This is a genomic window from Micromonospora sp. H61 (assembly GCF_018070325.1).
Lineage (GTDB): Bacteria > Actinomycetota > Actinomycetes > Mycobacteriales > Micromonosporaceae > Micromonospora > Micromonospora salmantinae.
Genome location: NZ_JAGPXY010000002.1, coordinates 58,250 through 83,085, shown reverse-complemented (window position 1 = coordinate 83,085; position 24,836 = coordinate 58,250). Strand labels below are relative to the sequence as shown.

The following is a 24,836-nucleotide window of genomic DNA, read 5'->3' as shown; positions in this document are numbered from 1 at the left end:
GGCAGGGGCGACACCGATCCGCTCATCGACCGCTACCCTTCCGGTCGGACGGTCGCGCTGCGCCCGGCCGCCCGCTCGATCACGCTCGGCGCCAGGGGTGGCGGCGGGCGCCGCACCCCTGGGGGAACGACATGACCCACCCGCCCAGCGGCGACCAGGCCGGCACACCCGCTCACCCGCCGGTCCACCACCCGGATCCCGCCGGTCAGCCCGGCGCGCCGACCATCCCCAGCCAGTCGACCCCCGCTACGCCGCCCGGGCAGCTCGCTCTCCCCGCCGCCCCCACCTCACCGGCCTTCCCGGGGCAGCACAGCGGCCCCGGCCAGCCGGCCGTCCCGGGGCAGCCTGGCGGCCCCAGCCAGCCGACAGGGCCTGGCGGCCCCACCTCGGCCGCCGCACCCACGCAGCCGGGTGCCCCGAACTCCTCATCGATCCCCCCGGCCCCGCCCGCCTATCCGCCCTACCACGGCACGGCCGGGCCGAAGAAGAAGCGCGGTCTGTTGATCGCGGCCATCGCCCTGGTCGTGATCATGGTGCTCTGCGTGGGGGGTGGCGTGGTGGCCTTCCTGACCCTGCGCGACGTCGAGACCGGCGAGGGTGCCAAGGAGCCGGCGGTCGCCGTCGACGAGTTCCTCACCGCTGTCTACAAGGATCGCGACGCGACGAAGGCGGCCGGTCACGTCTGCGCCGCTTCCCGCGACGACGACAAGATCGCCGCGAAGGTTGCCGAGGTGGAGAAGTACGCCGCCACCTACCAGAACCCGCGCTTCCGCTGGACCACCCCGAAGGTTGACAACCAGACCGGGGAACGGGCCACCGTCTCCACCCGGCTCACCATGACCACCGCCGACGAGAAGGTGGCCGACCAGGAGTTGCGCTTCACTGTGGTGCAGAAGACGGGTTGGTGGGTCTGCGAGGTCGCCTGACCGCCCAGCCTGGATAGGCTCGACGGGTGTGTGCAGCTGAGCGTCCGATCGATCCGGCCGGTACCGGATGGCCCGCCCGTCTCCACGTGGTGACCGGCAAGGGCGGCACCGGTAAGACCAGCGTGGCGGCGGCGCTGGCCCTCGCGCTCGCCGCCGGCGGCCGGCGCACCCTGCTGGTCGAGGTCGAGGGGCGGCAGGGCATCGCCCAACTGTTCGGCATCGAGCCGCTGCCCTACGAGGAGCGGCACCTCGCCGACGCGCCGGACGGCGGTGAGGTGCGCGCACTCGCGGTGGACGCCGAGGAGGCGCTGCTCGAGTACCTCGACATGTTCTACAAACTGGGCGCGGCGGGCCGGGCACTACGCAAGCTCGGCGCCATCGACTTCGCCACCACCATCGCGCCCGGCCTGCGGGACGTCCTGCTCACCGGCAAGGTGAAGGAGGCCACCACCCGCACCACCGGGCAGCGGCGCGCGTACGACGCGGTGGTGCTGGACGCCCCGCCGACCGGGCGGATCGGCCGGTTCCTCAACGTGACGGCGGAGACCGCCCGGCTGGCCAAGGTGGGCCCGATCAAGACCCAGAGCGAGGGGGTCGCCGCGTTGCTGCGGTCCCCGATGACGGCGGTGCACGTGGTCACGCTGCTGGAGGAGATGCCGATCCAGGAGACTGTCGACGCGATCGCCGATCTGACCGCCCTCGGCTTCGGCGTCGGGAAGGTGCTCGTCAACGGAGTCCGACCGCCGGTGCCCGCCGGAGCGGCGGTCACCGCCGCGGAGTTGAAGCGCGGACTGGTCGCCGCCGGGCTGCCGGCCGATCGGGACATCGTGGCCGGGTTGCACGATGAGGCGCGTGACCAGCTCATCCGGCGCGAACTGGAAGATTCGCTCCGCGCCGACCTGGTGGAGTTGGGGCTGCCGATGATCGAGCTGCCGTTGCTGCCCGACGGGGTTGATCGGGCGGGGCTCGCGACGCTGGCCCAGGCCCTCGTCCGCGCCGAATGACTCACACCTGAGCGCAGCACGGGCGCGCGGACCCACCGGCCCGATACGCTCGATTGGTGCCTTCCGAAGACGCGGCGCCGCAGCTGGACGTCGACCAGATCCTCGCCGACCCAGGCGTGCGGATCGTCGTGTGCTGCGGTGCCGGCGGAGTGGGAAAGACGACCACGGCCGCGGCGCTGGCGCTGCGGGCGGCCGAGCATCACGGCCGACGCACTGTGGTGCTCACCATCGACCCGGCTCGCCGGTTGGCCCAGTCGCTGGGCCTGACCGAGCTGGACAACACCCCTCGCCAGGTCAAGGGGATCGACGTCGAGAGCAGCGGCGGCGAGTTGCACGCCATGATGCTGGACATGAAGCGCACCTTCGACGACGTGGTGTTGCAGCACACCGACCCGACGAAGGCCGCGGAGATCTTCGCGAACCCGTTCTACCAGGCGATGAGCTCGACCTTCGCCGGCACACAGGAATACATGGCGATGGAGAAGCTGGGTCAGTTGCACGCCCGGGGCGAATGGGACCTGATCGTGGTGGACACTCCACCGTCCCGCTCGGCACTGGACTTCCTGGATGCGCCGGCTCGGCTCTCCCGTTTCCTCGACGGCCGGATGCTGCGACTGCTGCTGGCCCCGGCGCGCAGCGGCGGGCGGAGCATGTTCAGCCTGGTCACGGCCTCGTTCGGGATGTTCTCGAAGGTGGTGCAGAAGGTGCTCGGCGCGCAACTGCTCACCGACCTGTCCGGCTTCGTGGCGGCACTGGATTCGATGTTCGGTGGTTTCCGGCAGCGCGCCGAGCAGACGTACCGCATCCTGCAGGCGCGGGAGACGGCCTTTCTGCTGGTCGCGACGCCGGAGCCGGACGCGGTCCGGGAGGCCGCCTACTTCGCGGGCCGGTTGCGGGACGAGCGGATGCCGCTGGCCGGCCTGGTGCTCAACCGGGTGCACCGCCCGACGGTCCCGGAGCTGGACGCCGAGCAGAGCCGGGTCGCCGCCGAGCGGCTGACCCAGCTGGGTGGGCATGAGGCCACCGCCGACGTGCTGCGGGCGCACGCGGCGTTGGCTCGTCAGGCGGTACGCGAGCAGCAGGTCGCCGCGCGCTTCACCGAGGCGTTCCCGGCCGTGCCGGCGGTTTCGGTCACGGCGCAGCCCGCCGACGTGCACGACGTCGACGGGCTACGGACGATCGGCGCGGCGATCAGCCGGCCGTGACCGGCATCAGTTGGCCGCGCTGACGAGAATCTTGTCCTTGCCGGTCTTGTCCTTGCTGTTCTTCTTCATCGCGGCCTCGAACATCTTGCGCCAGCTCGTCACCTGGGGGTGACGACGCAGTAGCGCCCGCCGTTCGCGTTCGGTCATGCCGCCCCACACACCGAACTCGATCCGGTTGTCCAGCGCGTCGGCCAGGCACTCGTACCGAACTGGGCAGCTCCGGCAGATCCGCTTCGCCACGTTCTGTTCGGCGCCCTGTACGAACAACGCGTCCGGGTCCCCGTTCTGACATGCCGCCAGCGACGGCCAGTCAGTGATCATGCCCATGTGTACACGTCCCCCCTTGCAGTACCTACCGACCTCGTCGATGCACGTCAGCCGGCAATTCCCCCCGATCGCCCGGCCTGCCTTCCCCAAGGCGGCGCGGACGACATGTGGCGCTGTCGCCGCCCCCATCATGCTCTGTAGTCGACTGATTACGCAACGTTGTCGACGAAATCCATCATTCCGGACACTCCCGGCTTCCCGGGCCTTCGACCGCCGGTTACCCCGCCGAGGTCAGCGATAACGCTGCGCCACCTCACTGAATCGGAGGAGACTCACGCCAGGTCACACGCAACCAAGCACCGGGGGTCGTGCGTTTAGCACAACGAGGGCAGCGCGCGCAGGAAATGGGGAAAGAACGCCCCAGCGCCCCTCGTTCCCTACTCGCGTACCCTGTCGAGGTGACCTGGATGCGGAAACGTGACCACAATGTGCTGACCAACGCCGCATCGCTAGCCGTGTGTGGCCTGCTGGCCGGCGTGGTGGTCGCTGCGGCGGCCTTCCCCGCGGTAGCGATGTCCGGCTTGGCCGCGAAGGCCGGCGCCGAGACATTCGGTGCCCTGCCCACGGAGCTGACGGTGGCCCGTGCGCCACAGATCAGCTACCTGCTGGCATCGGACGGCAAGACACCGCTGGCGACGATGTACGACGAGAACCGACGGGACGTCAAGCTCCCCGACATCTCGCCGGCCATGCAGAAGGCCATCATCGCGGCCGAGGACCATGAGTTCTACAAGCACAACGGCGTCGACATCAACGGTGTCGCCCGCGCGTTCGTCAACAACCAGAGCGAAGGCTCGGGTCGGCAGGGCGCGTCGACGCTGACCATGCAGTACGTCCGACTGGCCATCGCCTACTCGGCCACCCACCCGGCGGACGTCGTCGCGGCGACCGAGGACACCAGCGCCCGCAAGCTGCGCGAGATGCGGCTGGCCCTCCAGGTCGACAAGGAATTCTCCAAGGACGAGATCCTCACCCGCTACCTCAACCTCGCCTCGTTCGGCAACGGCGCGTACGGCATCTACGCCGCCAGCCAGGTCTACTTCGGTAAGCCGCCGAGCAAGCTGAAGATCGAGGAAGCGGCGTTGCTGGCCGGCATGGTCAAGGCGCCGACGACGAACGACCCGACCACCGAGGCCGGTTACCCGCTCGCGCTGGATCGACGCAACTACGTCATCCAGAACATGGTCGACATCAAGGCCATCACCCAGCAGGAGGCCGACGCCGCCAAGGCGACCAAGCTGGTCGTGAAGGACAAGCGCACTCCGAACGGCTGCGTCGCCGCCAACGTCAACGAGTGGGGCTTCTTCTGCGACTACTTCTACCGCTGGTGGATGGATCAGGAGACGTTCGGCTCGACCACGTACGACCGGGAGCGCCGACTGAAGAGCGGCGGTTACACCGTCGTGACCTCGATCGACGTTCAGGCGCAGCGGGGCGCGGACAAGGCGGTCCGTAAGGCCAAGAGCGTGAACAGCAAGGAAGCGGCAATGGTCGCGGTCGTCGAGCCGGGCACCGGCCGGGTTCGGGCGCTCGCGGTCAACCGGCAGTTCAAGCTCGACGACCCGAAGAACCCGAAGAACAAGCTCTCCAGCGACCCCGCGAAGAGCAAGAAGAAGATCCGGGGCAACTACCCGGCGACGGTCAACCCGCTGCTCACCGGCGGCAACGGCATCACCGGCTACCAGGCCGGCTCGACCTTCAAGATCTTCAGCATCGTCGCCGCGCTGGAGAAGGGCATCCCGCTCGGCTACACGATGAACGCGCCGCAGCAGTTCAAGTCGGAATACATCATCGACAGCAGCAGCCCGGCGGCCTGCAAGGGCACCCACTTCTACTGCCCGACCAACTCCGGCCTCAAGGCCGGCGGTGTACAGAACATGTGGAGCGCCTTCAGCGCGTCGATCAACACCTACTTCGTCCCGCTGCAACAGCAGGTCGGCGCGGAGAACGTGGTCGACGCCGCCCGGCGGGCCGGCATCCAGTTCCGGGCGAGCAACGACGCCAAGTTCGCCGCCACCAAGGAAGCCGCCCACCAGTGGGGCGCCTTCACCCTGGGTGTGTCCTCCACCACCCCGCTCGACCTGGCCAACGCGTACGCGACTCTCGCGGCGGACGGCAAGTACTGCGAGCCGATCCCGGTGCAGGAAATCCGGGACCCGGAGGGCAACAAGCTGGACATCGCCAACCCGCGCTGCGAGAAGCGGTTCAGCACCGAGGTGGCCCGCGCCGCCGTGGATGCCGCCCGCTGCCCGGTCGGCGACAACTCCAGCACCAGCAAGTGCGGTGGCAGCCGCACGGCCGGCGTCGTGAAGAGCATCGTCGACGCGCCGGTGGCCGGTAAGTCCGGCACCACCGACTCGGAGAAGACGGCCGCCCTGGTCGCCATGACCAAGCAGTACTCGGTGGCCGGCATCATGGCCGACCCGGACTGGCCGCAGACCAATGTCAAGATGAAGCACGCCCAGAAGGACGGCATCAACCCGCCGGTGTACGAGACGCTGCGGGATGCCATGAAGGGCAAACCGCGGATCAAGTTCGAGCCGCCGGGCCAGAAGATCTCCGAGGGTGACCAGCGCAGCATCCCCGACGTGAAGTGCGTTTCGGTGGATCAGGCAAAGTCCCGGCTCAAGGGCGCCGGCTTCGAGCCGGTCGTCTCCAGCGCGAAGGTGCCGTCCTCCTGCAAGGCGGGCGACGCGGCCGGCACCAGCCCGGACGGACGCACGATCAAGGGTGGTGTGGTCACCATCCAGGTCAGCAGTGGGGGCGGCGGTACGCCGGGCAACACCGACGGCACTCCGGGCGGCCAACCCGGCAACCAACCCGGACGACCCGGCAACGGCCGTCCGAACGGCTGAGCCGACCAGTAGGACGAAACGGGCGGGCACCCTCCTCGGGTGCCCGCCCGTTTCTTCTGTCCGGACCAGGAGCGGCTACGACAACGTCATGCCGCCCCGCTGACCCCGCCGGGTCAGAGACCGAGCTGTCGGCGTACCTCGGCGGCCACCCGGCCACCCTCGGCCTGGCCCGCCACCGCGGCCTGGGCCGCCTTCATCGCCGGGCCCATCTGAGCCTTGCCGGTGAAGCCGCCGGCGGCGAGCGCCCCCGACACCAGCTCGGTCAGGTCGGCGTCCGAGAGCTGCTTGGGCAGGTAGCGGTCCAACACCTCACCCTCGGCGCTCTCCTTCGCTGCCTGCTCGGCGCGCCCGGCGTCGGCGAAGGCGGTGGCCGCCTCCCGACGCTTCTTGGCTTCCTTGGTCAGCACCGCGAGCACCTCGTCATCGGTGAGCTCGCGCTTGGCCTTGCCGGCGACCTCGGCGGTGCCGACGGCGGCCAGGGCCATCCGCAGCGTGGAGGTGGTCAGCTCGTCACGCGCCTTGAGCGCGGTACGCATGTCGGCAGTGAGGCGGTCCTTCAGCGTGCTCATGGACGGTCAAACTACCCTGAACGCCATGCGAAAGCGCACACTATTCCGGCTCGCCGCCGGAACCGCCACGATCGGCGCGGCCACCCTCGCGTACGCGTCGCTCGTCGAGCGCAACATGTTCACCCTCCGGCGGTACGACGTGCCGGTGCTTCCGGCCGACGCGGAGCCGCTGCGCGTGCTGCACCTGTCGGACCTGCACATGATGCCCGACCAGGCGCGCAAGCAGCGTTGGGTGGCATCGCTGGCCGCCCTCGACCCCGACGTGGTGGTGGTCACCGGCGACAACATGGCGCACCCGGGCGCGGTGCCCGGGGTGCTGCGGGCCCTGCAACCACTGCTGGACTACCCGGGCGCGTTCGTGTTCGGCTCGAACGACTACACCGGGCCGGTGCTGAAGAACCCCTTCACCTACTTCCTGCCCGACCGGGAGTACACCGAGGGCGTCGAGCTGCCCTACGAGGAGTTGCGCCAGGTCTTCACCGGCTCCGGCTGGGCAGACCTCAACAACGCCCGGACCACGCTGAAGGCTGGCGGGCGACAACTCGACCTGGTCGGCGTCGACGACCCGCACATCGACCGGGACGACTACCCCTCCGTCGCCGGCGCGGTGTCGTCCTCGGCGGACCTCTCCATCGCGCTGACGCACTCACCCGAGCCACGGGTGCTCGACCAGATGGCGGCGGACGGCTTCGGGCTGCTGCTGGCCGGGCACACCCACGGTGGTCAGGTCTGCGTACCGGGCTTCGGGGCGCTGGTGACCAACTGCGGCCTGCCCCGCTCGATGGCGCGCGGCCTGCACCGGTGGCCGGGCTCGGACTCCTGGCTGCACGTCTCCGCCGGCCTCGGCACCCACCCGACCGCCCCGATCCGCTTCGCCTGCCCCCCGGAGGCCAGCATCCTGACCCTCATCCCCCGCTGACCGTCCCGCTGCCCGGCCGGCCGCTTCACGATTCGCGCACCATCAGGGATGTTGCTGCCTCGGCGCGTCGTGAGGCAGCAACATCCCGGAAGTTGTGCGGATCTTGGCCACCCTGGGCGGGGCCGGGGCGGCGGGGGTACCGAGTTTGACCATCGGAGCGGGTGGGCTACTATTTGTCGGCACGCCTCGGGGTGTGGCGCAGCTTGGTAGCGCGCTTCGTTCGGGACGAAGAGGTCGTCGGTTCGAATCCGGCCACCCCGACCAGAGGTAAAAGGCCAGGTGAGATCTTCTCTCACCTGGCCTTTTTGTTTGCCCCGGCAAGCCCTGTCGACCGATTCCCGTGCGACGGCTGCGTGGCTAGCGTCCGCCTGGATGACCCACCCTCAGACGCCTGCGCCGTGGATCCCGCCCGACGGCCCGGCAGGGGCGCCCCTTGCGACCCCGCAGGCCAGCCGCGCCACCCCCGTCTCCTTTCTGGCCGTGTACGTGTTGGCGGGCCTGGCGACGGTGTGTTGGGCGGGAGCGGCGTACAGCGCCCGGCTGATCTTCCTTGGCCGGGACATGGTCGAGGGTCTGCTGAGCTTTATCGGACTGCTGGGTCTCGCCGCAGGTGAAGTGTTCGCGTTGCTGTTCACCATCACCGCTGCTTTCGAGTTGCGCGGGCGCAACTCGCCTCGTGCGGCCCTGGCGGCCGGTCTGGTCGCGGTCACCGGAGTCGTCGCGACGATCGTGTTCCTGATCTGGGTGTCAACGACCGCGAGTACCGATTCGTAGCAACCGGCTCTCGCCTTCAACCTTCTGACCCTCGCCAGAGTCGTGAGAGGTAACCAATCAAGGCGGGGGCTCATGGCAGTTGACGACGAGCATTTTCGAAAGTTCGTCGAGACGCGCTACGTGGATCTCTTGCGCGTGGCGTACCACCTCACCGGCTCGACCCAGGATGCAGAGGATCTGGTGCAGGCCGCGCTGGTGAAGGTGATGCGTCGGTGGCGGCGGGTCGACGATCCGATGGCCTACCTGCGACGAGTCATGATCAACCACCACATCAGCGTCTGGCGTCGCCACCGGATGCACGAGGTGCTGACGTTCTTCTTTCCCGAGCGGCCCACCCGGGACATGACCGAGACGGTTGCCGAACGGCGCGCTCTCTACGAGGCGATGCAGGAGCTGACACCTCGTACCCGTGCGGTGATCGTGCTCCGGTACGTGGTCGATCTGCCGGAGGCGGAGGTAGCGGCCACTCTCGGCTGCTCGGTCGGGTCGGTCAAGAGCCGCGCATCACGAGGATTGGCTCGCCTGCGTCTGGCGCTGGCAGCTGATCCAGCACCGACCGGGACGACGAAGATGACGGGGGTAGCACCATGACGGTCGACGATGAGCTGAGCCGGGCCCTGGCCGAGTTGAGCCGGACACTGACCCCGCAGCCAGACCCGTACGGCCGAGCGACGGCGCGATACCGACGGAGCCGGCAGCGACGCGTCGGCGGCCTGGTTCTGGTCCTCGCAGTCTCCGTTGGGAGCACGGCCTTCGCCATCGCCAGCCCGGGCCGGACCACGCAGCTACCGGCCGACCCGTCCGAGTCCATCGCACCCGTGCTGGCGTGGTCGGACCGACTCCTCCAGTCGCCGCCGCGCGGTGCCGTCGCCGGGGACGACAGCTACGTACGTCAGCTCTCTGAACAGTTGTTGGCCGCCCAACGCCGAGGAGAGTTCTCCCGCCTGACGGTGCCGGTGAGCGGGGTGAAAGTCCTCTTCGCCGACGACGTGGACGGCCACCGTATCGCCCTCGCCGCCTTCGTCCGTAACCAGCCCGATCCGGTCACCGGCTGGCCGAGCGCCGCGGTGTGGCTGGTCGCCGACGAGGGTGCCAGTGCCCAGGAACTGGCCAGCACCGCCTCCGTCAGGGGGGTAAGCGACGCTCTGGAACCCTACGAGAGCCTGTCCGTGGACGGTCCGAAGGCGGCACACGTGGCGATCGCCCCGGCCGGCTGCGTTTTCCTCAGCTCACCGCTGCCCGACGGCGACACCTTCAGGTGGGCCCCGGAGCCGACCGGGTCCTACCTGGTCCGTACCGCGCGGGCCCAGCGGCCCGAGTGGTGGCGGGTCGACTGCGGCGGGGTGACTCGCAAGATAACGCCCGGTCCAGGTTCGCTGGCCTCCACGCCGATCACCGACGCTCAACTCGCGACGGCGATGTCCCGCGTACGCGGCAGTGTCGAGCAGCAACGTGCCCGGGATTTGGTGTACCAGTGGGCACAGTCAGGAGGTTACCGTCTGACCGCCCTTCCGAGCGTGGTGTGGGGCGGGCACCTCGCTGGCCTCCCTATCAGCCCGGCCGACGGGTCGCCCAGCGCGACAGAGCCGTCGGTGGAGGACGCCCAGGTGACGGTCCTGGCTGCTCCCGCTGTGGGCGGCGATTGGGTCGGCGAGGTGTCGATCGCCCCCGATCAGCCACGGTCCGACGGCGTGCTCAGCACTGGCACCTCCTTCACCGCTACCGCCGACCCGACCGATCCCGGTGGCGTGCTGGCCGTGTCCATCGACGATGACACCGGCGGCAGCGAGGGCCAGCAGATCCTGCTCGTGGTGACGCCGGCAGCCGCCACCACCGTGCGCGTCCTGCGCGACGGGCAGGAGGTGGCGAGGAGCGCCGTCAGCGGCTCCGGGACGGCCATGCAGGTGCCCCGCCCCACCGCGGGCCTTGTCGTGGAGGCGCTCGACGCATCCGGCGGGACGATTGCCAGCGGTCAGGTGTCCAAGCAGGGTGCACAACGGACAACCGAGACCGACACCTGGAACGAGGAGTGACTGCCCCGCGACGGCCGCCGGCACGTGACGCCTTTCGGACACCGCCCTGACAGCCTTCACCTGCTGGTATAGGTGTTTCTACCGATCCCTCGAGTGGCTGCCGCCCCTAGCGTCAGTGGCACACCACACTGTCCGAGGGAGACCACCGATGACCATCGCACCCGATCTCATCGCCGTGAAGGCACGCCAGCAGGTGACGTGGGCCAGCGGTGACTACGGCGCGGTCGCCGCGCTCATCCACCCGATCTCCGAGCTTCTGGTGACCGCCGCCGACCTGTCGGCCGGCGCCCGCGTACTCGACGTGGCGACCGGGTCCGGCAACGCCGCCATCGCCGCAGCCCGCTGCGGGTGCGTCGTGACCGGCGTCGACTACGTACCCGAACTGTTGGAACGCGGCCAGGCCCGCGCCGCCGCGGAACGACTCCCGGTCACGTTCGTGACCGGCGACGCGGAACGACTGGCGTACGCCGACGGGTCCTTCGACGCGGTCCTCTCCGTCGTCGGGGTGATGTTCGCGCCGGACCAGGAGCGGGCGGCGGCCGAGCTGGTCCGGGTCTGCCGGCCCGGCGGCACTGTGGCGCTGGCGTCGTGGACGCCGCAGGGCTTCATCGGCGACCTGTTCCGCACTGTGGGGCGGCATGTGCCACCACCGGCGGGGTTACGCCCGCCGGTCGAGTGGGGCGACGAGGACCGGGTCCGCGAACTGCTCGGCGCGGCCGTGGGTGAACTGCGGGCGGTACGCCGGGAGTTCGTCTTCCGCTTCGGCACACCGGAGGAGTTCGCCGACTTCTTCCGGGTCAACTACGGGCCGACGTTGAAGGCGTTCGAGGCGCTGCCCGAGGAGCGACGCCCGGCCCTGCACGCCGATCTGGTGGAGCTGGCCCGCACCCACAACCGTGCCACCGACGCCACGGTCCGCATCCCGGCGGAGTACCTGGAGGTCGTGGCGCGGCGGACCCCCGACCCGGCCTGACGCCCGTCCGCGCCACCCCGTTCGAGGTGGCGCGGGCCGGTCAGTCCTGCCGCTCGGTGCGCGCGACCTCAGTCCTGCCGCTCGGTGCGCTCGATCTCCGCGAACGCGGCGGCAAGGTAGTCGTCCAACGGCACGCCGGTCGCCGCCAACAGGTCGGCCACCAGCAGCGGAGCGTGTCGGGCCAGCACCGACGCGTCCGGCGGTGACTCGTCGCCGTCGGGGTCGTACACACCCAACGCGCCGGCCAGCAGGACGAGCACCACGTGCGGGTCGACATCCGTTCGCCACCGAGTCGACTCCTGCACGCAGTGGGTCAACACCTGGCGGATGTCGTCGCCGGTCAACCCGTCCGGATGGCTCTCCTCCAGCAGCAACCGGACCACCGCGCCGAGCACCAGGCCGGAACGCTCGTCCGCGGCGAGACCGCCGACCGCCTCGTCGTACGCCTGACCGTCGCGTGCCTGGGCGGCGGCGACGGCCGTCGTTGCGGTCAACGCGATGGCGCGGGCGGTAGCGGGCAGATGTCGCCAGGTGCCGGTCATCGCGCCAGCATCGCAGACCCGGCGGACACCGACCGACCGCGATCAGAGCGAGTGGATCAACGTGGGATTGGTCACCAGTCGGTCCCGGTGACCGTGAGGCGTGGCCAAAACGGTTCGCGCTGCGTCAGACCCACCGAACACAATGCCGGCATGCTGCGTCGTGCCCTGCCCCGCCGTTCGGAAGCTCGCCGGATCCTCCTCGGCACACTGCTGTCGGCGATCGGGCGGGGTCTGACCCTGCCGTTCCTGTTCATCTACCTGACCGACGTACGCGGGCTCACCGACACCCGCGCCGGGCTCGTCATCGGCTGGTACGGCGTGGTCACCCTGGCCCTGTCGCCGCTGGGCGGGACGCTGATCGACCGAATCGGCGCCCGCCGGGTGGTGGTGCCCTGCCTGCTGATCGAGGCGATCGGCACCGGCTCGTTGGCGCTGGTCCACTCGACGGGCTCGGCCCTGCTGGTGATGACGGTGGTCGCCATCGGCAGCTCGGCGATCTGGTCCGGGCAGAACACCATCCTCGCGTCGCTGACCGACGACGATGAGCGGCAACGCGTCTTCGGGTTGAACTTCGCCCTGCTCAACCTCGGCATCGGCATCGGTGGCATGACCTCCGGCGCGATCGTCGACACCGCCCGGCCCGGCACCTTCCAGGCGATCTACCTGCTGGACGCGGTGACCTACCTGATGCCGGCGCTGATCCTGCTCACCCTGCCCGGCGTGGGCCACCGACTCGGCAAACGTCGAGGCGTCGACGAGCCGTCGCCCGGTGGCTACCTGACGGTGCTCCGCGACCGCCCGTTCCGGCGGCTGGTGATCTTCGGGCTGATCCTCACCACCTGCGGCTACGCGCAGGTGGAGGTGGGCTTCGCCGCGTACGCGGTGCGGGTGGCCGAGGTGAACCCCCGGGTCGTGGCATGGGCACTAGCTGCCAACACCGTGATGATCGTGCTCGCGCAACTGCTGGTGATCCGCCGGATCGAGGGGCGCAGCCGCACCCGGGCGTTGGCGGTGGTGGGAGCGGTGTTTGCCGCCGCCTGGCTGGTCCTCGGCGCGGCCGGCCTGGTCAAAGCTGAGAACGCCGTGCTGGCCGCCCTGTGCGTGGTGCTCTGCTCGGCGATCTTCGGTTTCGGCGAGACGATGCTGTCCCCGGTGATGCCCGCACTGACCAACGCGCTGGCCACTGACGAACTGCGCGGCCGGTACAACGCGATGAGTTCGATGATCTTCGGAATCAGCGGTGTGATCGGCCCGGTGACCGCCGGCCCACTCATCGGCGCCGCCAACGGCATGGTCTGGGTGGCGACGGTGGTCGGCGGCTGCCTGGTCGCCTCGCTGGTCGCGCTGTCCCTGCGCCGGCTGCTCACCACGGAGCAGGACGGCCTCGCGACGACCACCCCGGCATCTCCCACCCCCACGCCCGCCCCCGCCTGACCTCGAAGACCCCGCCGCACCGCCCGCGACATGCACGCATCCGGCGCCACACCAAGCACGCCACCCCGCACCCCGCACCAAGATCCGAGCAACTTCCCGGAAGTTGGTGCCTCGGGCACGCGGGAGCCAGCAACATGGGGGAAGTTGCGCGGATCTTCCTCATTGGCCTCGCCATTGATCTTGCCCGGAGGGGCGCGAGCGGGCAGGCGCGGCGCGAGCAGGCGGGGTCTGGGACGGGTCGGGCCCCGGAGCTGGTGCTCCGGGGCCCGATGTCGCGGGGGTCGGCCGTCAGGCGGCGGGGACCTCGGCGGTGGTGCGGATCCGGTCCAGCGTCGGTGCGGAGACCGGCGACTGGGCGGTCAGGTAGTCGACGAAGGCGTCCAGGTCGATCTGGCCGGTGACCAGGTTCGTGCCGCCGGTGAGGGCGCTGAAGCCGTCGCCTCCGCCGGCCAGGAAGTTGTTCACCGTCACCCGGTAGGTGGCGGCGGTGTCGACGGTGGTGCCGCCGAGGCTGAGGCTGCCCCTGACCACGCGGGTGCCGGCGCACGGGTCGGCGACCGTACCGGTGGTGCCGTTCGGGTCGACGACGTAGCCCACTGAGGCCGACGGGTAGAGCGTCCGGCCGGTGACGAACTGCTGCTCCAGGACGCAGTAGAGCTGCGCGCCGGTGAGGTCCAGTGTCACCAGGTTGTTGGCGAACGGCTGGACCGTGAACGCCTCCTCGTAGGTGACCGGGCCGGCGTCGAGGTCGGCCCGGACCCCGCCCGGGTTCATGAGGGCGGCGACGGCGTTCTGTTCGTCGTCGGTGGCGGCGAGCTGCGCGTCGGCGATCAGGTTGCCCAGTGGCGATTCGCCCAGGCTCGTACCGAATAGGGTTTCCTGGCTCCGGGTGATCGCCTCGTTGGTCACGCCGACCTGGCGTCCGGCGACCGGGCCGAGCACGGTCTTGTACCGGTTGATCAGCGCGGTCTGCCTCGGGTCCTTGGCGACGTCGCGGGTGACCACGACATTGTTCGCGGCGGCGGAGATCACGTCCCCGCTCCGGCGATCGATCTTCAGGTCGATGTCGGTGACCAGGCGACCGAACGAGCTGGCGCTGGTGACCAGCTTGCCGTTGATGTCGCAGTTGTACGCCTGGTGGGTGTGCCCGCTGACCACCACGTCGATCGACGGGTCCATCCGGTTGGTGATGTCCACGATGGGGCCGTTCATGCCGACGCAGTCGTTGATCCCGCCGGTCGCGGCCTGGGTGCCACCCTCGTGCAGCAGGACGACGATCGCCTGTACGCCCTTGCGGCGCAGCTCGCGCGCGTACCGGTTGGCGGTGTCCGCCTCGTCGGCGAAGCTGAGGCCGGCGACGCCCTGCTGGCTGACGATCTGGGGGGTGCCTTCCAGGGTCATGCCGATGAAGCCGACCTTGACGCCCTCCACCTTGTGGATCGCGTACGGCGCCATCAGCGGCTTGCCGGTCGCGGTCTTGAACGCGTTCGCGGACAGGTACTGGAAGCCGGCCCCCCGGTACGGGGTGCCGTCGATGCAACCGTCCACCGGGTGGCAGCCGCCGTTCTGGATTCGCAGCAGCTCGGCGGCGCCTTCGTCGAACTCGTGGTTGCCGACGCTGGCGTAGTCCAGCCCGGCCATGCTCAGCGCCTCGATGGTCGGCTCGTCGTGGAACGCGGCCGAGAGCAGCGGGGACGCACCGATCAGGTCACCGGCGGCGACGGTGATGGTGTTCTTCTTCTTGGCTGCGGCGCGCAGCTCGGCAAGGTGGGTGGCCAGGAACTCGACGCCACCCGCGGTCTGCCCGGCGATGGTGCCGCTGGACCCGCTCGGCGGTTCGAGGTTGCCGTGGAAGTCGTTGAGGGCGAGCAGGGTGACGTCGACCGGCTTCGGCCGCGCGTCGGCTTGCTCAGGGCTGGTGGCGACCGCGCCGAAAGCGGCCACCGCGAGCGCGGTCAGGGCAACAGCGGCCCGACGCATCCCGGGTATGAACATGGATCTCCTTGTGAGAATCGGCGCGTACGGTGCCCGGCCTCTGGGTCGACCGGGGCCGCCGACGGACGCCGTCGAAGGGGTCGCGGATGACGGTGGTTGAGCATGGCCCCCGCCCCGACAGCCTCTCATCCGGACGCCCACCGGTCGACCCGGGCAGCGCATCGGAGCAGCGCGTACGCCGAGGCCGCTATCGATCATCGTTTAACGCGGTCTGCCGGACAACGTCGGACCCAGGGTCTAGAAAGGACGGGACAGCCTACGAGGAATGGGGGCGGCATCGTGAGCGGAACGACACCCGTGGCGGAGCAGGTGCGGTCGGTCGACGGCACACCCATCGCGTTCGAGCGGTCCGGTGCCGGGCCGGCGGTCGTCCTCGTCGGCGGCGCGTTCAGCGATCGCAACGCGACCCGCGACCTGGGTGCGGCACTGGCGCCGGATTTCACCACCTTCAGCTATGACCGTCGCGGTCGGGGCTACAGCGGCGACACCGCGCCGTACGAGATCGGCCGCGAGATCGACGACCTGGCCGCCCTGATCGCGGCGGCGGGTGGTTCAGCCGCCGTCTACGGCATCTCCTCCGGGGCTGTCCTGTCCGCCCTCGCCACCGCACAGGGTCTGCCGGTCACCAAGTTGGTCATGTTCGAGCCACCGTTCCAGGTCGGCCCGCACGTGGGCGTCCGCAAGGACATCACCCCGCAGCTCATCGAGCTGATCGCCGCCGACGACCGGGACGGCGCGGTGGAGACCTTCCTCAGCGCCTCGGTGGGGCTGCCGGCCGAGCAGATCACCGGGATGCGGTCGCAACCGATGTGGGGTGGGCTGACGGCGGTCGCGCACACCCTGGTGTACGACTCGATCGTCACCGCCGGAGGGCGCCTCCCCGTCGAGCGGCTGGCGGCCATCACCGCGCCCACGCTCGCGGTGGACAGCACCGGCAGTCCACAGTGGTTGCGGGACGCGAGTCGGGCGGCGGCCGAGGCCGTGCCGGGCGGACGGTCCGTGAGCCTCGACGGCGGTTACCACGACGTGCCGCCGACGACGCTGGCCCCCGCGCTGCGCGAGTTCCTGCTCGGTTGACCGCACCAGCGGCCGACGGGGTTGCGAGCCGGTGGGTCAGCCGTCGGCCAGCGCCTTGTCGACCAGGGCGGCGACGGCGTCCGGTGGCCAGGTGCCCGCCACGCCGGGCCGGGCCGCCAGGTAGGTGGCGATCCGCTCGGCGGGCCAGCCGTGCGACTCGCGCAGCCCTCGGGCGATCATGCCGAGGTAGACCGGCGCGGGAGGTCGGCACGGCACGGCTGACGCCCCCTCCGGGGCGGTGAAGGTGAGCATCGGAACACCGTCGCGGCTGCCCGGGCAGATCAGCGTCTCGTACCGCCCCGGGCCGAGCGTGGCCCGTCCGTTGGTGACGGCGGCGTCGATGGCCGCGCCGGTCGCCGGGATCAGCTCGGTCGTGTCGCCCGGCGTGCGGTACATCTCCTGCGCCGCGATGTCGGTGAACTGCTCCAGGGTGACCAGGTAGGCGCGGGCCGCGGCCTCGCCCGGCAGGTGCGGGTCGTAGAAGGCCATGCCGCCGGTCCAGGCACCGGACTCGCCGGCGAAGTAGATGCCGCCGGGCAGCGACACGGGTGCCGACCGGCTGGGTGGACGCCGGTCGCGGCAGCCCGGGTATGTCCGCTTCCCGCCGGGTGGGCAGCCGCCAGCGATGTACCAGCCCAGCCGGGCGGCGTGCATGTTCGATCCGTACGAGACGTACCAGGCCAGCACGACGACCCTCAGAAGCCGCAGGTCTGCCCGGCGGAGTGGCTCACCTGCACGGTGTGGGTCACACAGCCGCCGGCCTCGACCGAGTGCAGCAGGAAGGCGGTGGGCTCGTTGACCCAACCGATCTGCTCGTCGGCGCTCATGGTGAGCGTGCTCTGCTTCCACGTGCTGGGCGCCACGGTGAGGACAGTGCCCGCGTACGCCGAGGTGACCGGGCGGTGCAGGTGGCCGGCGCCGACCCGCACCACGTGCCGGTGCCGGCCGATCACCTCGGCGAGCGCGTCACCGTCGGCCAGCCGGATGGAGTCCGCGACGGGGATGCCGACCGCGACCGGCGGATGGTGCAGGAAGATCACGGCGGGCACCTCGGGCCGCCCGGCCAGCACCCCGTCGAGCCAGCCGAGCTGTTCCTCGCCGAGTTGGCCGCCGTCGCTGCCGGGGACGAGCGAGTCGAGCACCACGACGGACGCCGCCTCGTGGTCGACGTGGTAGTAGGCCGAGAAGCCGCCGCCGAGCCACGGTGTGCCGCCGAACGCGTCGAGCAGGGACTCCCGGTCGTCATGGTTGCCGGTGGTCAGGTGCACCGGCAGCGGGAAGCGGCCGATCACCTCGCGCAGCGCCGCGTACTCGTCGGGCTGGCCGTGGTCGGTCAGGTCGCCGCTGATCACCACGCAGTCCGGTCGGGGTCGCAACGCCAGCACCCGGCCGAGCGCACGGTGCAACCCGGCGGCCGGTTCGGCGGCGAGCAGGCCGGTGGTCAGGTGCGGGTCACTGAGCTGGGCGATGAGCATGGGCTCGCCTCCTCGGCGCCGGGAGGCTTCACGCTATCGGCAGGCGCGGCGTCCCGGGGGCATGCGTCCACAGGCTGCGTCCACAGCCTGTGGATAGCACGTGTGTACGAAGCCCGACCGGTCCCCGCCACCGTGAGTACGCTTGATCGAGCGGTTCGGCGTCGGCCGGGCCCCTCCCCTACCTGGAACGACGTGCGAGTGGATCATCAGCGAGTCATCCGTGACGTCACCGTCCGCCTGCCGATGGCGTCGAGCACGCCGGAGGCGTGTCGGTGGACGGTCACCGCGCTGTCCCGCCACACCCCGGCGACCATCTCCGTGCTGCTCGCGGTCCACGACCGCCTGCGCTGCGTCGCCGCGACCGGGGCCTGGCAGGTCTTCGCCACCGTGCCGGCGCGGACCGGCATCGTCGGCCGGGTGTACGCGACCGGCGCTCCCGCCGTCGTCCCGGACGTCACCGTCGACCCGGACTACCTGCCGGTGCGCCCGGATGTGACAGCCGAGCTGTGCGTACCGGTGCTGGACCCGACGGGCCGGGCGATCGGCGTACTCGACCTGCAGTGGATTGAGCCGACCGACCTGGAGCCGTGGCGGGAGACCGCGCAGCGGCTGGCCGACGGGCTCGGTGCGCGGATCGCCGCCCTCGGTGGCCCACCGGCGGAGAGCCGCAGCGAGAAGCTGCTCCGGCACGCGGCCGCGCTCTCTTCCGCGCCGACCGAGGGAGAGGTGATGGGGGCGGCCGCCCGCGCCGCCCGGGAGGTCTCCACCCTCTCCACCGCACTACTGCTGATCGGCGGCCAGCTCGGCCCGTCCCCGGCGACGCCGAGCGACCTGGAGACCCGGATCCGCGGCGAGCTGGCCGCGGCGGGTCCGGCCGCCCTGGACCGGATGGTCGAGCGGGCGCACCGGTACGGCGCCGGGTACACGCTGGGCGAGGCCGGGCATCCCCCGACCGAGGACTACCGTCCGTTGACCCGGGCGGGGGTCCGCACGCTGGTCGCCGTGCCGGTCGGGCCGACGGACGCCGCCGGGGTGCTGCTGGTCGCCGACGAACGCGCGCTGCGCCCGGACCCGACCACTGTCAGCCTGATGGAGTTGCTCGCCGGGCAGGCCTGGACGAGCGTGGACCGGCTGCGCACGCTGGCCCGACTGCGGGAGCAGGCCAGCTCCGACCCGCTGACCGGGTTGCGGCACACCGGCCCGTTCGGGCAACGGATCGCTGCGGCCACCCCCGGGCGTACGGCCCTGCTGGCGATCGACGTGGACGGCTTCAAGACCGTGAACGACACGTACGGCCACCAGGCCGGCGACCGGGTGCTGGTCGGGTTGGCCCGGGCGCTGGAGGGGGCGCTTCGGCACGGCGACGAGTTGTACCGGATCGGCGGCGACGAGTTCGTCGCGGTGATCGAGGTGAGCCGCCCGGAGGAGGCGGTCCGGATCGCCGAACGGCTCACCGAGGCGGCCCGGCGCATCGGCCGCACGATCAGCGTTGGCGTCGCACTACCCCGCCCCGGCGAAACCCCCGACCGCACCCTGAAGAGAGCCGACCAGGCCCTCTACGCGGTAAAACGCCAAGGCCGAGACGGCGTCCTACTCTCCGCCGCGTAACCGCGCCCGCCCCCGCCCCACGTCCCCACGTCCCGCCGATCTTGCACTTTCGGTTGTCGTTTTGTCGTCCTAGCCCCTTATGCCGGCACAGAAACTGCAAGATCGCCGCAGCGGGGGGTACGGGGGCAGCGCGGTGCGGGGTCAGGGGGTGCGGAGTTCTTTGGCCAGGAGTTCGGCGATCTGGGCGGTGTTGAGGGCCGCGCCCTTGCGGAGGTTGTCGCCGGTGACGAAGAAGTCGAGGGCGCGGGGGTCGTCCAGGGCGCGGCGGATCCGGCCGACCCAGGAGGGGTCGGTGCCGACGGCGTCGATCGGCATCGGGAACTCCCCGGCCGCGGGGTCGTCGACCAGGATCACCCCGGGTGCGTTGCGCAGCGCCTCACGGGCGCCCTCGGCGTCGACCTCGGTGGCGAAGACCGCGTGCACGGCGACCGAGTGGGCGGTGACCACCGGCACGCGGACGCAGGTGGCGGAGACCTTGAGGTCGGGGAGGCCGAGGATCTTCCGCGACTCGTTGCGGATCTTCATCTCTTCCGATGACCAGCCGCTGTCCGCCGGGGAGCCGGCCCAGGGGACCACGTTGAGCGCCATGGGTGCCGGGAACGGGCCCAGGTCGTCGCCGACAGCCTGGCGTACGTCGCCGGTGCGCGAGCCGAGCGCCCGATCGCCGGCGACCTTGGTGAGCTGGTCGTGCAGGATGTCGACGCCGGACTGACCGGCTCCGGAGACCGCCTGGTAGGAGGCGAGCACCAGCTCTCGTAGGCCGTACTCGCTGTGCAGCGGCGCGACGGCGACGATCATCGCGAGGGTGGTGCAGTTGGCGTTGGCGATGATGCCCCGGGGGCGGTTGCGGACCTGCTCGGGGTTGATCTCCGGAACGACCAGCGGGACGTCGCGGTCCATCCGGAACGCGCCGGAGTTGTCGACAGCGATCGCGCCGCGGGCGACGGCGATCGGCGCCCACTCGGCGGAGACCTCGTCGGGCACGTCGAACATGGCCACCTGGACCCCGTCGAACGCCTCGGGGGTCAGCGCCTGGACGACGAGCTCCTCGCCCCGGCAGCGCACCCGGCGCCCGACGGAGCGCTCGGAGGCGAGCAGCCGGATCTCACCCCAGACGTTGCGTCGCCCGGTGAGTAGCTCACACATCACGGTGCCGACGGCACCTGTCGCTCCGACCACGGCGAGGGTGGGCAGCGCCGTCATCGGCGCTACCTACCCGTCCCCGCGTAGACCACGGCTTCGGTGTCGCCGCCCAACTCGAACGCGTCGTGAATGGCGCGGACGGCGGCGTCGAGGTCGGTGTCCCGGCAGACCACGGAGACCCGGATCTCGGAGGTGGAGATCATCTCGATGTTGACCCCGGCCGCGCCGAGCGCGGCGAAGAAGCCGGCCGCCACCCCCGGGTGCGAGCGCATGCCGGCGCCGATCAGTGAGACCTTGCCGACGTGGTCGTCGTAGAGCAGGCCCTTGAACTTGACCGGCTCCTGGATCTTGCTGAGCGCTGCCATCGCGGTGGGGCCGTCGGCCTTGGGCAGGGTGAACGAGATGTCCGTCCGGCCGGTGCCCTCGGTGGAGACGTTCTGCACGATCATGTCGATGTTGATCTCGGCGCCGGCGACGGTGTCGAAGATCCGCGCGGCGGCACCCGGCTCGTCGGGCACCCCGACGATCGTGATCTTGGCCTCGCTGCGGTCGTGCGCGACCCCGGTGATCAGTGCCTGCTCCACGGAAAGGTCCTCCATCGATCCGGTGACCATCGTGCCGGTGTTGGTCGAGTATGACGAACGGACGTGGATCGGCAACCCCGCCCGCCGGGCGTACTCCACGCTACGCAGGTGCAGCACCTTCGCGCCGCACGCGGCAAGCTCCAACATCTCCTCGTAGGTGATGTGCTGGATGTGTCGGGCGTTGGGCACGATCCGCGGGTCGGCGGTGAAGATGCCGTCGACGTCGGTGTAGATCTCGCAGACGTCGGCGTGCAGGGCGGCGGCGAGCGCCACGGCGGTGGTGTCCGAACCACCGCGGCCCAGCGTGGTGACGTCCTTGGTGTCCTGCGAGACACCCTGGAAGCCGGCCACGATGACCACGGAACCCTCGTCGAGCGCGCCCTTGAGCCGCCCGGGGGTGACGTCGATGATCCGGGCGCGGCCGTGCACCGAGGTGGTGATCACGCCGGCCTGCGAACCGGTGAACGAGCGGGCTTCGTACCCCAGGTTGTGAATGGCCATGGCCAGCAGGGCCATGGAGATCCGCTCCCCGGCGGTGAGCAGCATGTCCAGCTCGCGGCCCGGCGGCAGCGGGCTGACCTGGTTGGCCAGGTCGAGCAGTTCGTCGGTGGTGTCGCCCATCGCGGAGACCACCACCACCACGTCGTCGCCGGCCTTGCGGGCGGCGACGATGCGCTCTGCCACCCGCTTGATCCGCTCGGCGTTGGCGACGGAGGACCCGCCGTACTTCTGCACCACGAGTGCCACGACGGTGCACTCCCTCCCAGCGACCCTGAGCGTGCCGACGCCGCCGGAACCGGGGCCGGCGGCGCGTGTCAGACCCCATGAGGGTATCCGGCGGATAACGAAGCCGGGTCAGGTGATCCCACCATCCGGCCCGGCCGGGACCGGCGAGACCGGTCCCACCAGGTCGGACGGGTACGCCGGAACGCCTCGCCCGACACGCCGGGACGAGCCCGGTACGCGGCCGGCACCCGCCGACCGCCCGCACCCACCAGAATGGGCCGGTGCCCGTCCTCATCCGCTCGGCCGGCCGTGTGCTCGGGCCGCTCGCCCTCGCCCTGCCGGCCCTCCTGGTCGCCTGCACCAGTGCGCAGCCTCCGACTCCGCCGCCCGTGGATCCGGGGCCGGTCGAGGTGGAGGCCGCACGGGATGAGCTGGCCGCGCTTGCCGCGGCGGCTCAGGACCGTCACCTGGTGGCCCAGTACGTCTACAGCCAGGCGGGTCAACCGGACCGCACCATCGTGTTCACCAGCGCGAACGACGGCACCTGGCGGGTGGACGTGCCGGGGGGCGCCCTGGGTGGCGCAGCCGACGTCTCGATGGCCAGCACTGCCGACGGGCTGTTCCAGTGCGCCCTGCCGTCGGCCGGTCACACCGAGTCGGCGAGTTGCGTACGCCTGGGTGATCGCGACGACGCGATCCCACGCCGGTCGGACCCCCGGGTCCAGCACCTGCTCACCGACTGGCTGGACGTGCTCACCGACCGACGCGCGCCGTTGGCGGTCGCCCCGGCCGACGCGCCCGAGGGACTCACCGGCACCTGCTACTCGGTGGATTCCACCTCGGCGTCGCTCAACGCCCCGCTGGATGTGGGCATCTACTGCTACGACCAGGACGGCACGCCGACCGGCGTCCGGACCGGGGCCGGAACGCTGCGGCTGGCCGCTGCACCCGGCCCGGCACCGGCCACCGTGCAGCTGGCCGGCCCGGTGGTGATCGACCGGGAGCCGCTCGACACCGCGGCGCCGCCGACCCCGGACCCGTCGGAGAGCCCGGGCGCGGGAACGCCCTGATCTTCGTCCCGTTACGGGTGCTCTTGCCCACATTCAGCCACCCCATCCTGAGGGGCGAATCACCCATACAGGACGATCCGGTGTATGGCCGACCTCACCCCGCTGCTCGCCTACCGCTGGAGTCCACGAGCCTTCGACCCGAACGCCGAGCTGACCCCGGAGGAGTCCGCCTCGCTGCTTGAGGCCGCGCGCTGGGCCCCGTCGGCCGAGAACGGGCAGCCCTGGCGGTTCGCCCTCGGCCACCGCGACGACGAGACCTGGAAACGGATCCTGATCAGCCTTCCGGTCGACGACCAGATCTGGATCCGGCACGCCGCGACCCTGGTGGTCGGCGCCCACACCGGCCTCGACGCCGAGCGGGCCGCCTACGACCTGGGGCAGGCGATAGCCCACCTGACAGTGCAGGCCACAGCGCTCGGCCTGCACGTGCACCAGCTCACCCGGTTCGACCGGGTCGGCCTCTCCACCGAACTCGACCTGCCCGGCGGCGTCCGCCCGTTGGTGGTCGCCGCCGTCGGCCGGCTCGGGGACCCGTTCGCCCTCCCGGCCGACCTGCACGCCCGCGAGACCGGCCTGCGGCACCGCCGCCCGGTCGCCGAGCTTCTGCTGCGCTGATCGAGCGCGGGTCACCCGCCCCGGCTGGCCCGGAGGAGGACCGCCGCGGCATCGGTGTTGCGATAGCGCACGTGCCGGCCCTCGCGGGACCGGGACACCAGGCCGGCGCCGTGCAGCGCGGCCAGGTGCTGGGAGACGTTTCCGGCGGACATCCCGGTGAGTCGGGCCAGGTCGGTGGTGGTCAGCGCCGTCTCGAGCAGGTGCAGCAGCGCGGCCCGGCCCGGCCCGATCACCCGTGCCAGTGGGTCGCCGGGCGGCGGCGCGGTCGTCTCCCAGAGCGTCCCGACGGCACGGACCGGGTACGCGCCGACCGGCAGCGAATCCTCCAGCAGGTTCCACAGCACGTGCTGCTCGGTGAACACCGTCGGGTTCAGCGCCAGCCCACGACCGCGGAGGTCGAAGTCCCGCTCGAACGTGTCGTCGCTGATCACCCGGTCGCCGTGCCAACGCAGGCTCGGGTGGAGCTGCTCGAAGAACTGCCCGGCGCCGCTTTCGGCGAGCTGGGCGGCCCGGTACGCCACGTCGGCGTCGAGCAGGGCCCGCATCCGCTGCCAGTCCGGGGCGATCGCCTCGTCGTACCAGACCCGCACCGCGTCGACGACCTGCGGCAGCAGCCCGCCGGGGTCGGCGAGCAGCGCCCGCCCGAACGGGCTCAGCGGTTTTTGCCAGGTGGTCGCCAGCAGGTCCTGGACCACCACGGCCGGCGGTGTCGCGGCGATCTGGTCGAGCTGCTCGGCCATCTCCACGTTCGGTCGGGCCGCCGGGGTGAGGAAGTCGGGCAGCCAGCGACCCGGCACTACCAACCCCACCAGAGGTCGGACCCGGTCGGCCACCTCGGGACGACGCAACGTCACCCGGGCCCGGTCGATCCAGGGCAGGTGCACCGCGTAGCGGACCGGGTTGGCCAGCGCCCACATGCTCATGACCGTCTCGTTTGCGGGTGACACGGCGAGCCGCACTCCCGCAACGTCGGCCAGGCTGA

General features: G+C 71.0%; 23 protein-coding genes and 1 tRNA gene. 15 read left to right on the top strand and 9 right to left on the bottom strand.

Going from position 1 to position 24,836, the window contains the following annotated elements:
- Positions 1-224 precede the first annotated feature (224 nt).
- From KBX08_RS34845 to KBX08_RS01885, 3 genes are read left to right on the top strand one after another with little or no spacing between them, the layout of a single operon-like run.
- Complete coding sequence (locus KBX08_RS34845) at positions 225-926, top strand: hypothetical protein (RefSeq protein ID WP_374101927.1); 702 nt, start codon at positions 225-227, stop codon at positions 924-926.
- 26 nt (positions 927-952) lie between these two features.
- Entirely contained in the window at positions 953-1,930 is a 978-nt protein-coding gene (locus KBX08_RS01890) for an ArsA family ATPase (RefSeq protein ID WP_210780774.1), read from the top strand.
- 53 nt (positions 1,931-1,983) lie between these two features.
- Positions 1,984-3,135: an ArsA-related P-loop ATPase gene (locus tag KBX08_RS01885; RefSeq protein WP_210780773.1), complete on the top strand. Its 1,152-nt coding sequence runs from the start codon at positions 1,984-1,986 to the stop codon at positions 3,133-3,135.
- A gap of 6 nt (positions 3,136-3,141) precedes the next feature.
- On the opposite strand, the gene KBX08_RS01880 is transcribed toward KBX08_RS01885, so the two are convergent.
- Complete coding sequence (locus tag KBX08_RS01880; RefSeq protein ID WP_210780772.1) at positions 3,142-3,462, bottom strand: WhiB family transcriptional regulator; 321 nt, start codon at positions 3,460-3,462, stop codon at positions 3,142-3,144.
- A gap of 407 nt (positions 3,463-3,869) precedes the next feature.
- Here KBX08_RS01880 and KBX08_RS01875 point away from each other — a divergent pair, with 407 nt between their 5' ends.
- Entirely contained in the window at positions 3,870-6,317 is a 2,448-nt protein-coding gene (locus KBX08_RS01875; protein WP_210780771.1) for a transglycosylase domain-containing protein, read from the top strand.
- A 113-nt stretch (positions 6,318-6,430) separates the two neighbouring features.
- On the opposite strand, the gene KBX08_RS01870 is transcribed toward KBX08_RS01875, so the two are convergent.
- A complete protein-coding gene (locus KBX08_RS01870) occupies positions 6,431-6,886 on the bottom strand; it encodes a GatB/YqeY domain-containing protein (protein WP_210780770.1) in 456 nt (151 codons plus the stop codon).
- A 25-nt stretch (positions 6,887-6,911) separates the two neighbouring features.
- Between KBX08_RS01870 and KBX08_RS01865 the strand changes: the two genes are divergently transcribed.
- The 6 genes from KBX08_RS01865 to KBX08_RS01840 all read left to right on the top strand — a co-directional run bounded on the left by KBX08_RS01865 (position 6,912) and on the right by KBX08_RS01840 (position 11,585).
- Positions 6,912-7,805 (top strand): metallophosphoesterase, encoded by an 894-nt coding sequence (locus KBX08_RS01865; RefSeq protein ID WP_210780769.1) that lies wholly within the window; start codon positions 6,912-6,914, stop codon positions 7,803-7,805.
- Between the two features lie 187 nt (positions 7,806-7,992).
- Positions 7,993-8,069 (top strand) — tRNA-Pro (locus tag KBX08_RS01860).
- Positions 8,070-8,177: 108 nt separating this feature from the next.
- The gene (locus tag KBX08_RS01855; protein ID WP_210780768.1) at positions 8,178-8,579 is read left to right on the top strand and encodes a hypothetical protein; all 402 of its coding nucleotides are present in this window, start codon (positions 8,178-8,180) and stop codon (positions 8,577-8,579) included.
- A gap of 72 nt (positions 8,580-8,651) precedes the next feature.
- Complete coding sequence (locus tag KBX08_RS01850) at positions 8,652-9,170, top strand: SigE family RNA polymerase sigma factor (protein WP_210780767.1); 519 nt, start codon at positions 8,652-8,654, stop codon at positions 9,168-9,170.
- Positions 9,167-10,612 carry a hypothetical protein gene (locus KBX08_RS01845; protein ID WP_210780766.1) on the top strand — a complete coding sequence of 482 codons (1,446 nt, stop codon included), beginning with the start codon at positions 9,167-9,169 and terminating at the stop codon, positions 10,610-10,612. The genes KBX08_RS01850 and KBX08_RS01845 overlap by 4 nt, the downstream gene beginning before the upstream one ends.
- Before the next feature lie 148 nt (positions 10,613-10,760).
- Positions 10,761-11,585, top strand: a complete 825-nt coding sequence (locus KBX08_RS01840) for a class I SAM-dependent methyltransferase (protein ID WP_210780765.1) — start codon at positions 10,761-10,763, stop codon at positions 11,583-11,585.
- Positions 11,586-11,653: 68 nt separating this feature from the next.
- Here the strand turns inward: KBX08_RS01840 and KBX08_RS01835 are convergent, their stop codons facing one another.
- Positions 11,654-12,127, bottom strand: a complete 474-nt coding sequence (locus tag KBX08_RS01835; RefSeq protein ID WP_210780764.1) for a hypothetical protein — start codon at positions 12,125-12,127, stop codon at positions 11,654-11,656.
- Positions 12,128-12,277: 150 nt separating this feature from the next.
- Between KBX08_RS01835 and KBX08_RS01830 the strand changes: the two genes are divergently transcribed.
- The gene (locus KBX08_RS01830) at positions 12,278-13,561 is read left to right on the top strand and encodes an MFS transporter (protein ID WP_210780763.1); all 1,284 of its coding nucleotides are present in this window, start codon (positions 12,278-12,280) and stop codon (positions 13,559-13,561) included.
- A gap of 288 nt (positions 13,562-13,849) precedes the next feature.
- Here KBX08_RS01830 and KBX08_RS01825 read toward each other — a convergent pair whose 3' ends face one another.
- Positions 13,850-15,556 carry a bifunctional UDP-sugar hydrolase/5'-nucleotidase gene (locus KBX08_RS01825; RefSeq protein ID WP_210780762.1) on the bottom strand — a complete coding sequence of 569 codons (1,707 nt, stop codon included), beginning with the start codon at positions 15,554-15,556 and terminating at the stop codon, positions 13,850-13,852.
- A gap of 279 nt (positions 15,557-15,835) precedes the next feature.
- On the opposite strand from KBX08_RS01825, the gene KBX08_RS01820 reads away from it, so the two are divergent.
- Positions 15,836-16,633, top strand: coding sequence for an alpha/beta fold hydrolase (locus KBX08_RS01820; protein ID WP_210780761.1), 798 nt, complete (start codon positions 15,836-15,838; stop codon positions 16,631-16,633).
- A 36-nt stretch (positions 16,634-16,669) separates the two neighbouring features.
- Here KBX08_RS01820 and KBX08_RS01815 read toward each other — a convergent pair whose 3' ends face one another.
- Together KBX08_RS01815 and KBX08_RS01810 are read right to left on the bottom strand one after the other, a co-directional pair.
- The gene (locus KBX08_RS01815) at positions 16,670-17,287 is read right to left on the bottom strand and encodes a histone deacetylase (protein ID WP_210780760.1); all 618 of its coding nucleotides are present in this window, start codon (positions 17,285-17,287) and stop codon (positions 16,670-16,672) included.
- A gap of 41 nt (positions 17,288-17,328) precedes the next feature.
- A complete protein-coding gene (locus KBX08_RS01810) occupies positions 17,329-18,108 on the bottom strand; it encodes a phosphodiesterase (RefSeq protein ID WP_210780759.1) in 780 nt (259 codons plus the stop codon).
- Positions 18,109-18,306: 198 nt separating this feature from the next.
- Here KBX08_RS01810 and KBX08_RS01805 point away from each other — a divergent pair, with 198 nt between their 5' ends.
- Complete coding sequence (locus KBX08_RS01805) at positions 18,307-19,716, top strand: sensor domain-containing diguanylate cyclase (RefSeq protein ID WP_210780758.1); 1,410 nt, start codon at positions 18,307-18,309, stop codon at positions 19,714-19,716.
- A gap of 141 nt (positions 19,717-19,857) precedes the next feature.
- Here the strand turns inward: KBX08_RS01805 and KBX08_RS01800 are convergent, their stop codons facing one another.
- Both KBX08_RS01800 and KBX08_RS01795 read right to left on the bottom strand, forming a co-directional pair.
- Positions 19,858-20,919: an aspartate-semialdehyde dehydrogenase gene (locus KBX08_RS01800; RefSeq protein WP_210780757.1), complete on the bottom strand. Its 1,062-nt coding sequence runs from the start codon at positions 20,917-20,919 to the stop codon at positions 19,858-19,860.
- Positions 20,920-20,924: 5 nt separating this feature from the next.
- The gene (locus KBX08_RS01795; RefSeq protein ID WP_030489892.1) at positions 20,925-22,190 is read right to left on the bottom strand and encodes an aspartate kinase; all 1,266 of its coding nucleotides are present in this window, start codon (positions 22,188-22,190) and stop codon (positions 20,925-20,927) included.
- A gap of 260 nt (positions 22,191-22,450) precedes the next feature.
- Between KBX08_RS01795 and KBX08_RS01790 the strand changes: the two genes are divergently transcribed.
- Both KBX08_RS01790 and KBX08_RS01785 read left to right on the top strand, forming a co-directional pair.
- Positions 22,451-23,239, top strand: coding sequence for a hypothetical protein (locus KBX08_RS01790; protein ID WP_238690391.1), 789 nt, complete (start codon positions 22,451-22,453; stop codon positions 23,237-23,239).
- Positions 23,240-23,323: 84 nt separating this feature from the next.
- Entirely contained in the window at positions 23,324-23,854 is a 531-nt protein-coding gene (locus KBX08_RS01785) for a nitroreductase family protein (RefSeq protein ID WP_210780756.1), read from the top strand.
- A gap of 11 nt (positions 23,855-23,865) precedes the next feature.
- Here KBX08_RS01785 and KBX08_RS01780 read toward each other — a convergent pair whose 3' ends face one another.
- Positions 23,866-24,777 (bottom strand): DUF5937 family protein, encoded by a 912-nt coding sequence (locus tag KBX08_RS01780; protein ID WP_210780755.1) that lies wholly within the window; start codon positions 24,775-24,777, stop codon positions 23,866-23,868.
- Between the last annotated feature and the right edge of the window lie 59 nt (positions 24,778-24,836).

Coding starts and splice junctions, on each gene's coding strand:
- KBX08_RS01875 (WP_210780771.1), top strand. CDS start 3,870: ATGCGGAAACGTGACCACAATGTGCTGACCAACGCCGCATCGCTAGCC.
- KBX08_RS01830 (WP_210780763.1), top strand. CDS start 12,278: ATGCTGCGTCGTGCCCTGCCCCGCCGTTCGGAAGCTCGCCGGATCCTC.
- KBX08_RS01865 (WP_210780769.1), top strand. CDS start 6,912: ATGCGAAAGCGCACACTATTCCGGCTCGCCGCCGGAACCGCCACGATC.
- KBX08_RS01780 (WP_210780755.1), bottom strand. CDS start 24,777: ATGAGCATGTGGGCGCTGGCCAACCCGGTCCGCTACGCGGTGCACCTG.
- KBX08_RS01855 (WP_210780768.1), top strand. CDS start 8,178: ATGACCCACCCTCAGACGCCTGCGCCGTGGATCCCGCCCGACGGCCCG.
- KBX08_RS01825 (WP_210780762.1), bottom strand. CDS start 15,556: ATGTTCATACCCGGGATGCGTCGGGCCGCTGTTGCCCTGACCGCGCTC.
- KBX08_RS01835 (WP_210780764.1), bottom strand. CDS start 12,127: ATGACCGGCACCTGGCGACATCTGCCCGCTACCGCCCGCGCCATCGCG.
- KBX08_RS01850 (WP_210780767.1), top strand. CDS start 8,652: ATGGCAGTTGACGACGAGCATTTTCGAAAGTTCGTCGAGACGCGCTAC.
- KBX08_RS01785 (WP_210780756.1), top strand. CDS start 23,324: ATGGCCGACCTCACCCCGCTGCTCGCCTACCGCTGGAGTCCACGAGCC.
- KBX08_RS01880 (WP_210780772.1), bottom strand. CDS start 3,462: ATGGGCATGATCACTGACTGGCCGTCGCTGGCGGCATGTCAGAACGGG.
- KBX08_RS01815 (WP_210780760.1), bottom strand. CDS start 17,287: ATGCACGCCGCCCGGCTGGGCTGGTACATCGCTGGCGGCTGCCCACCC.
- KBX08_RS01800 (WP_210780757.1), bottom strand. CDS start 20,919: ATGACGGCGCTGCCCACCCTCGCCGTGGTCGGAGCGACAGGTGCCGTC.
- KBX08_RS01810 (WP_210780759.1), bottom strand. CDS start 18,108: ATGCTCATCGCCCAGCTCAGTGACCCGCACCTGACCACCGGCCTGCTC.
- KBX08_RS01845 (WP_210780766.1), top strand. CDS start 9,167: ATGACGGTCGACGATGAGCTGAGCCGGGCCCTGGCCGAGTTGAGCCGG.
- KBX08_RS01840 (WP_210780765.1), top strand. CDS start 10,761: ATGACCATCGCACCCGATCTCATCGCCGTGAAGGCACGCCAGCAGGTG.
- KBX08_RS01870 (WP_210780770.1), bottom strand. CDS start 6,886: ATGAGCACGCTGAAGGACCGCCTCACTGCCGACATGCGTACCGCGCTC.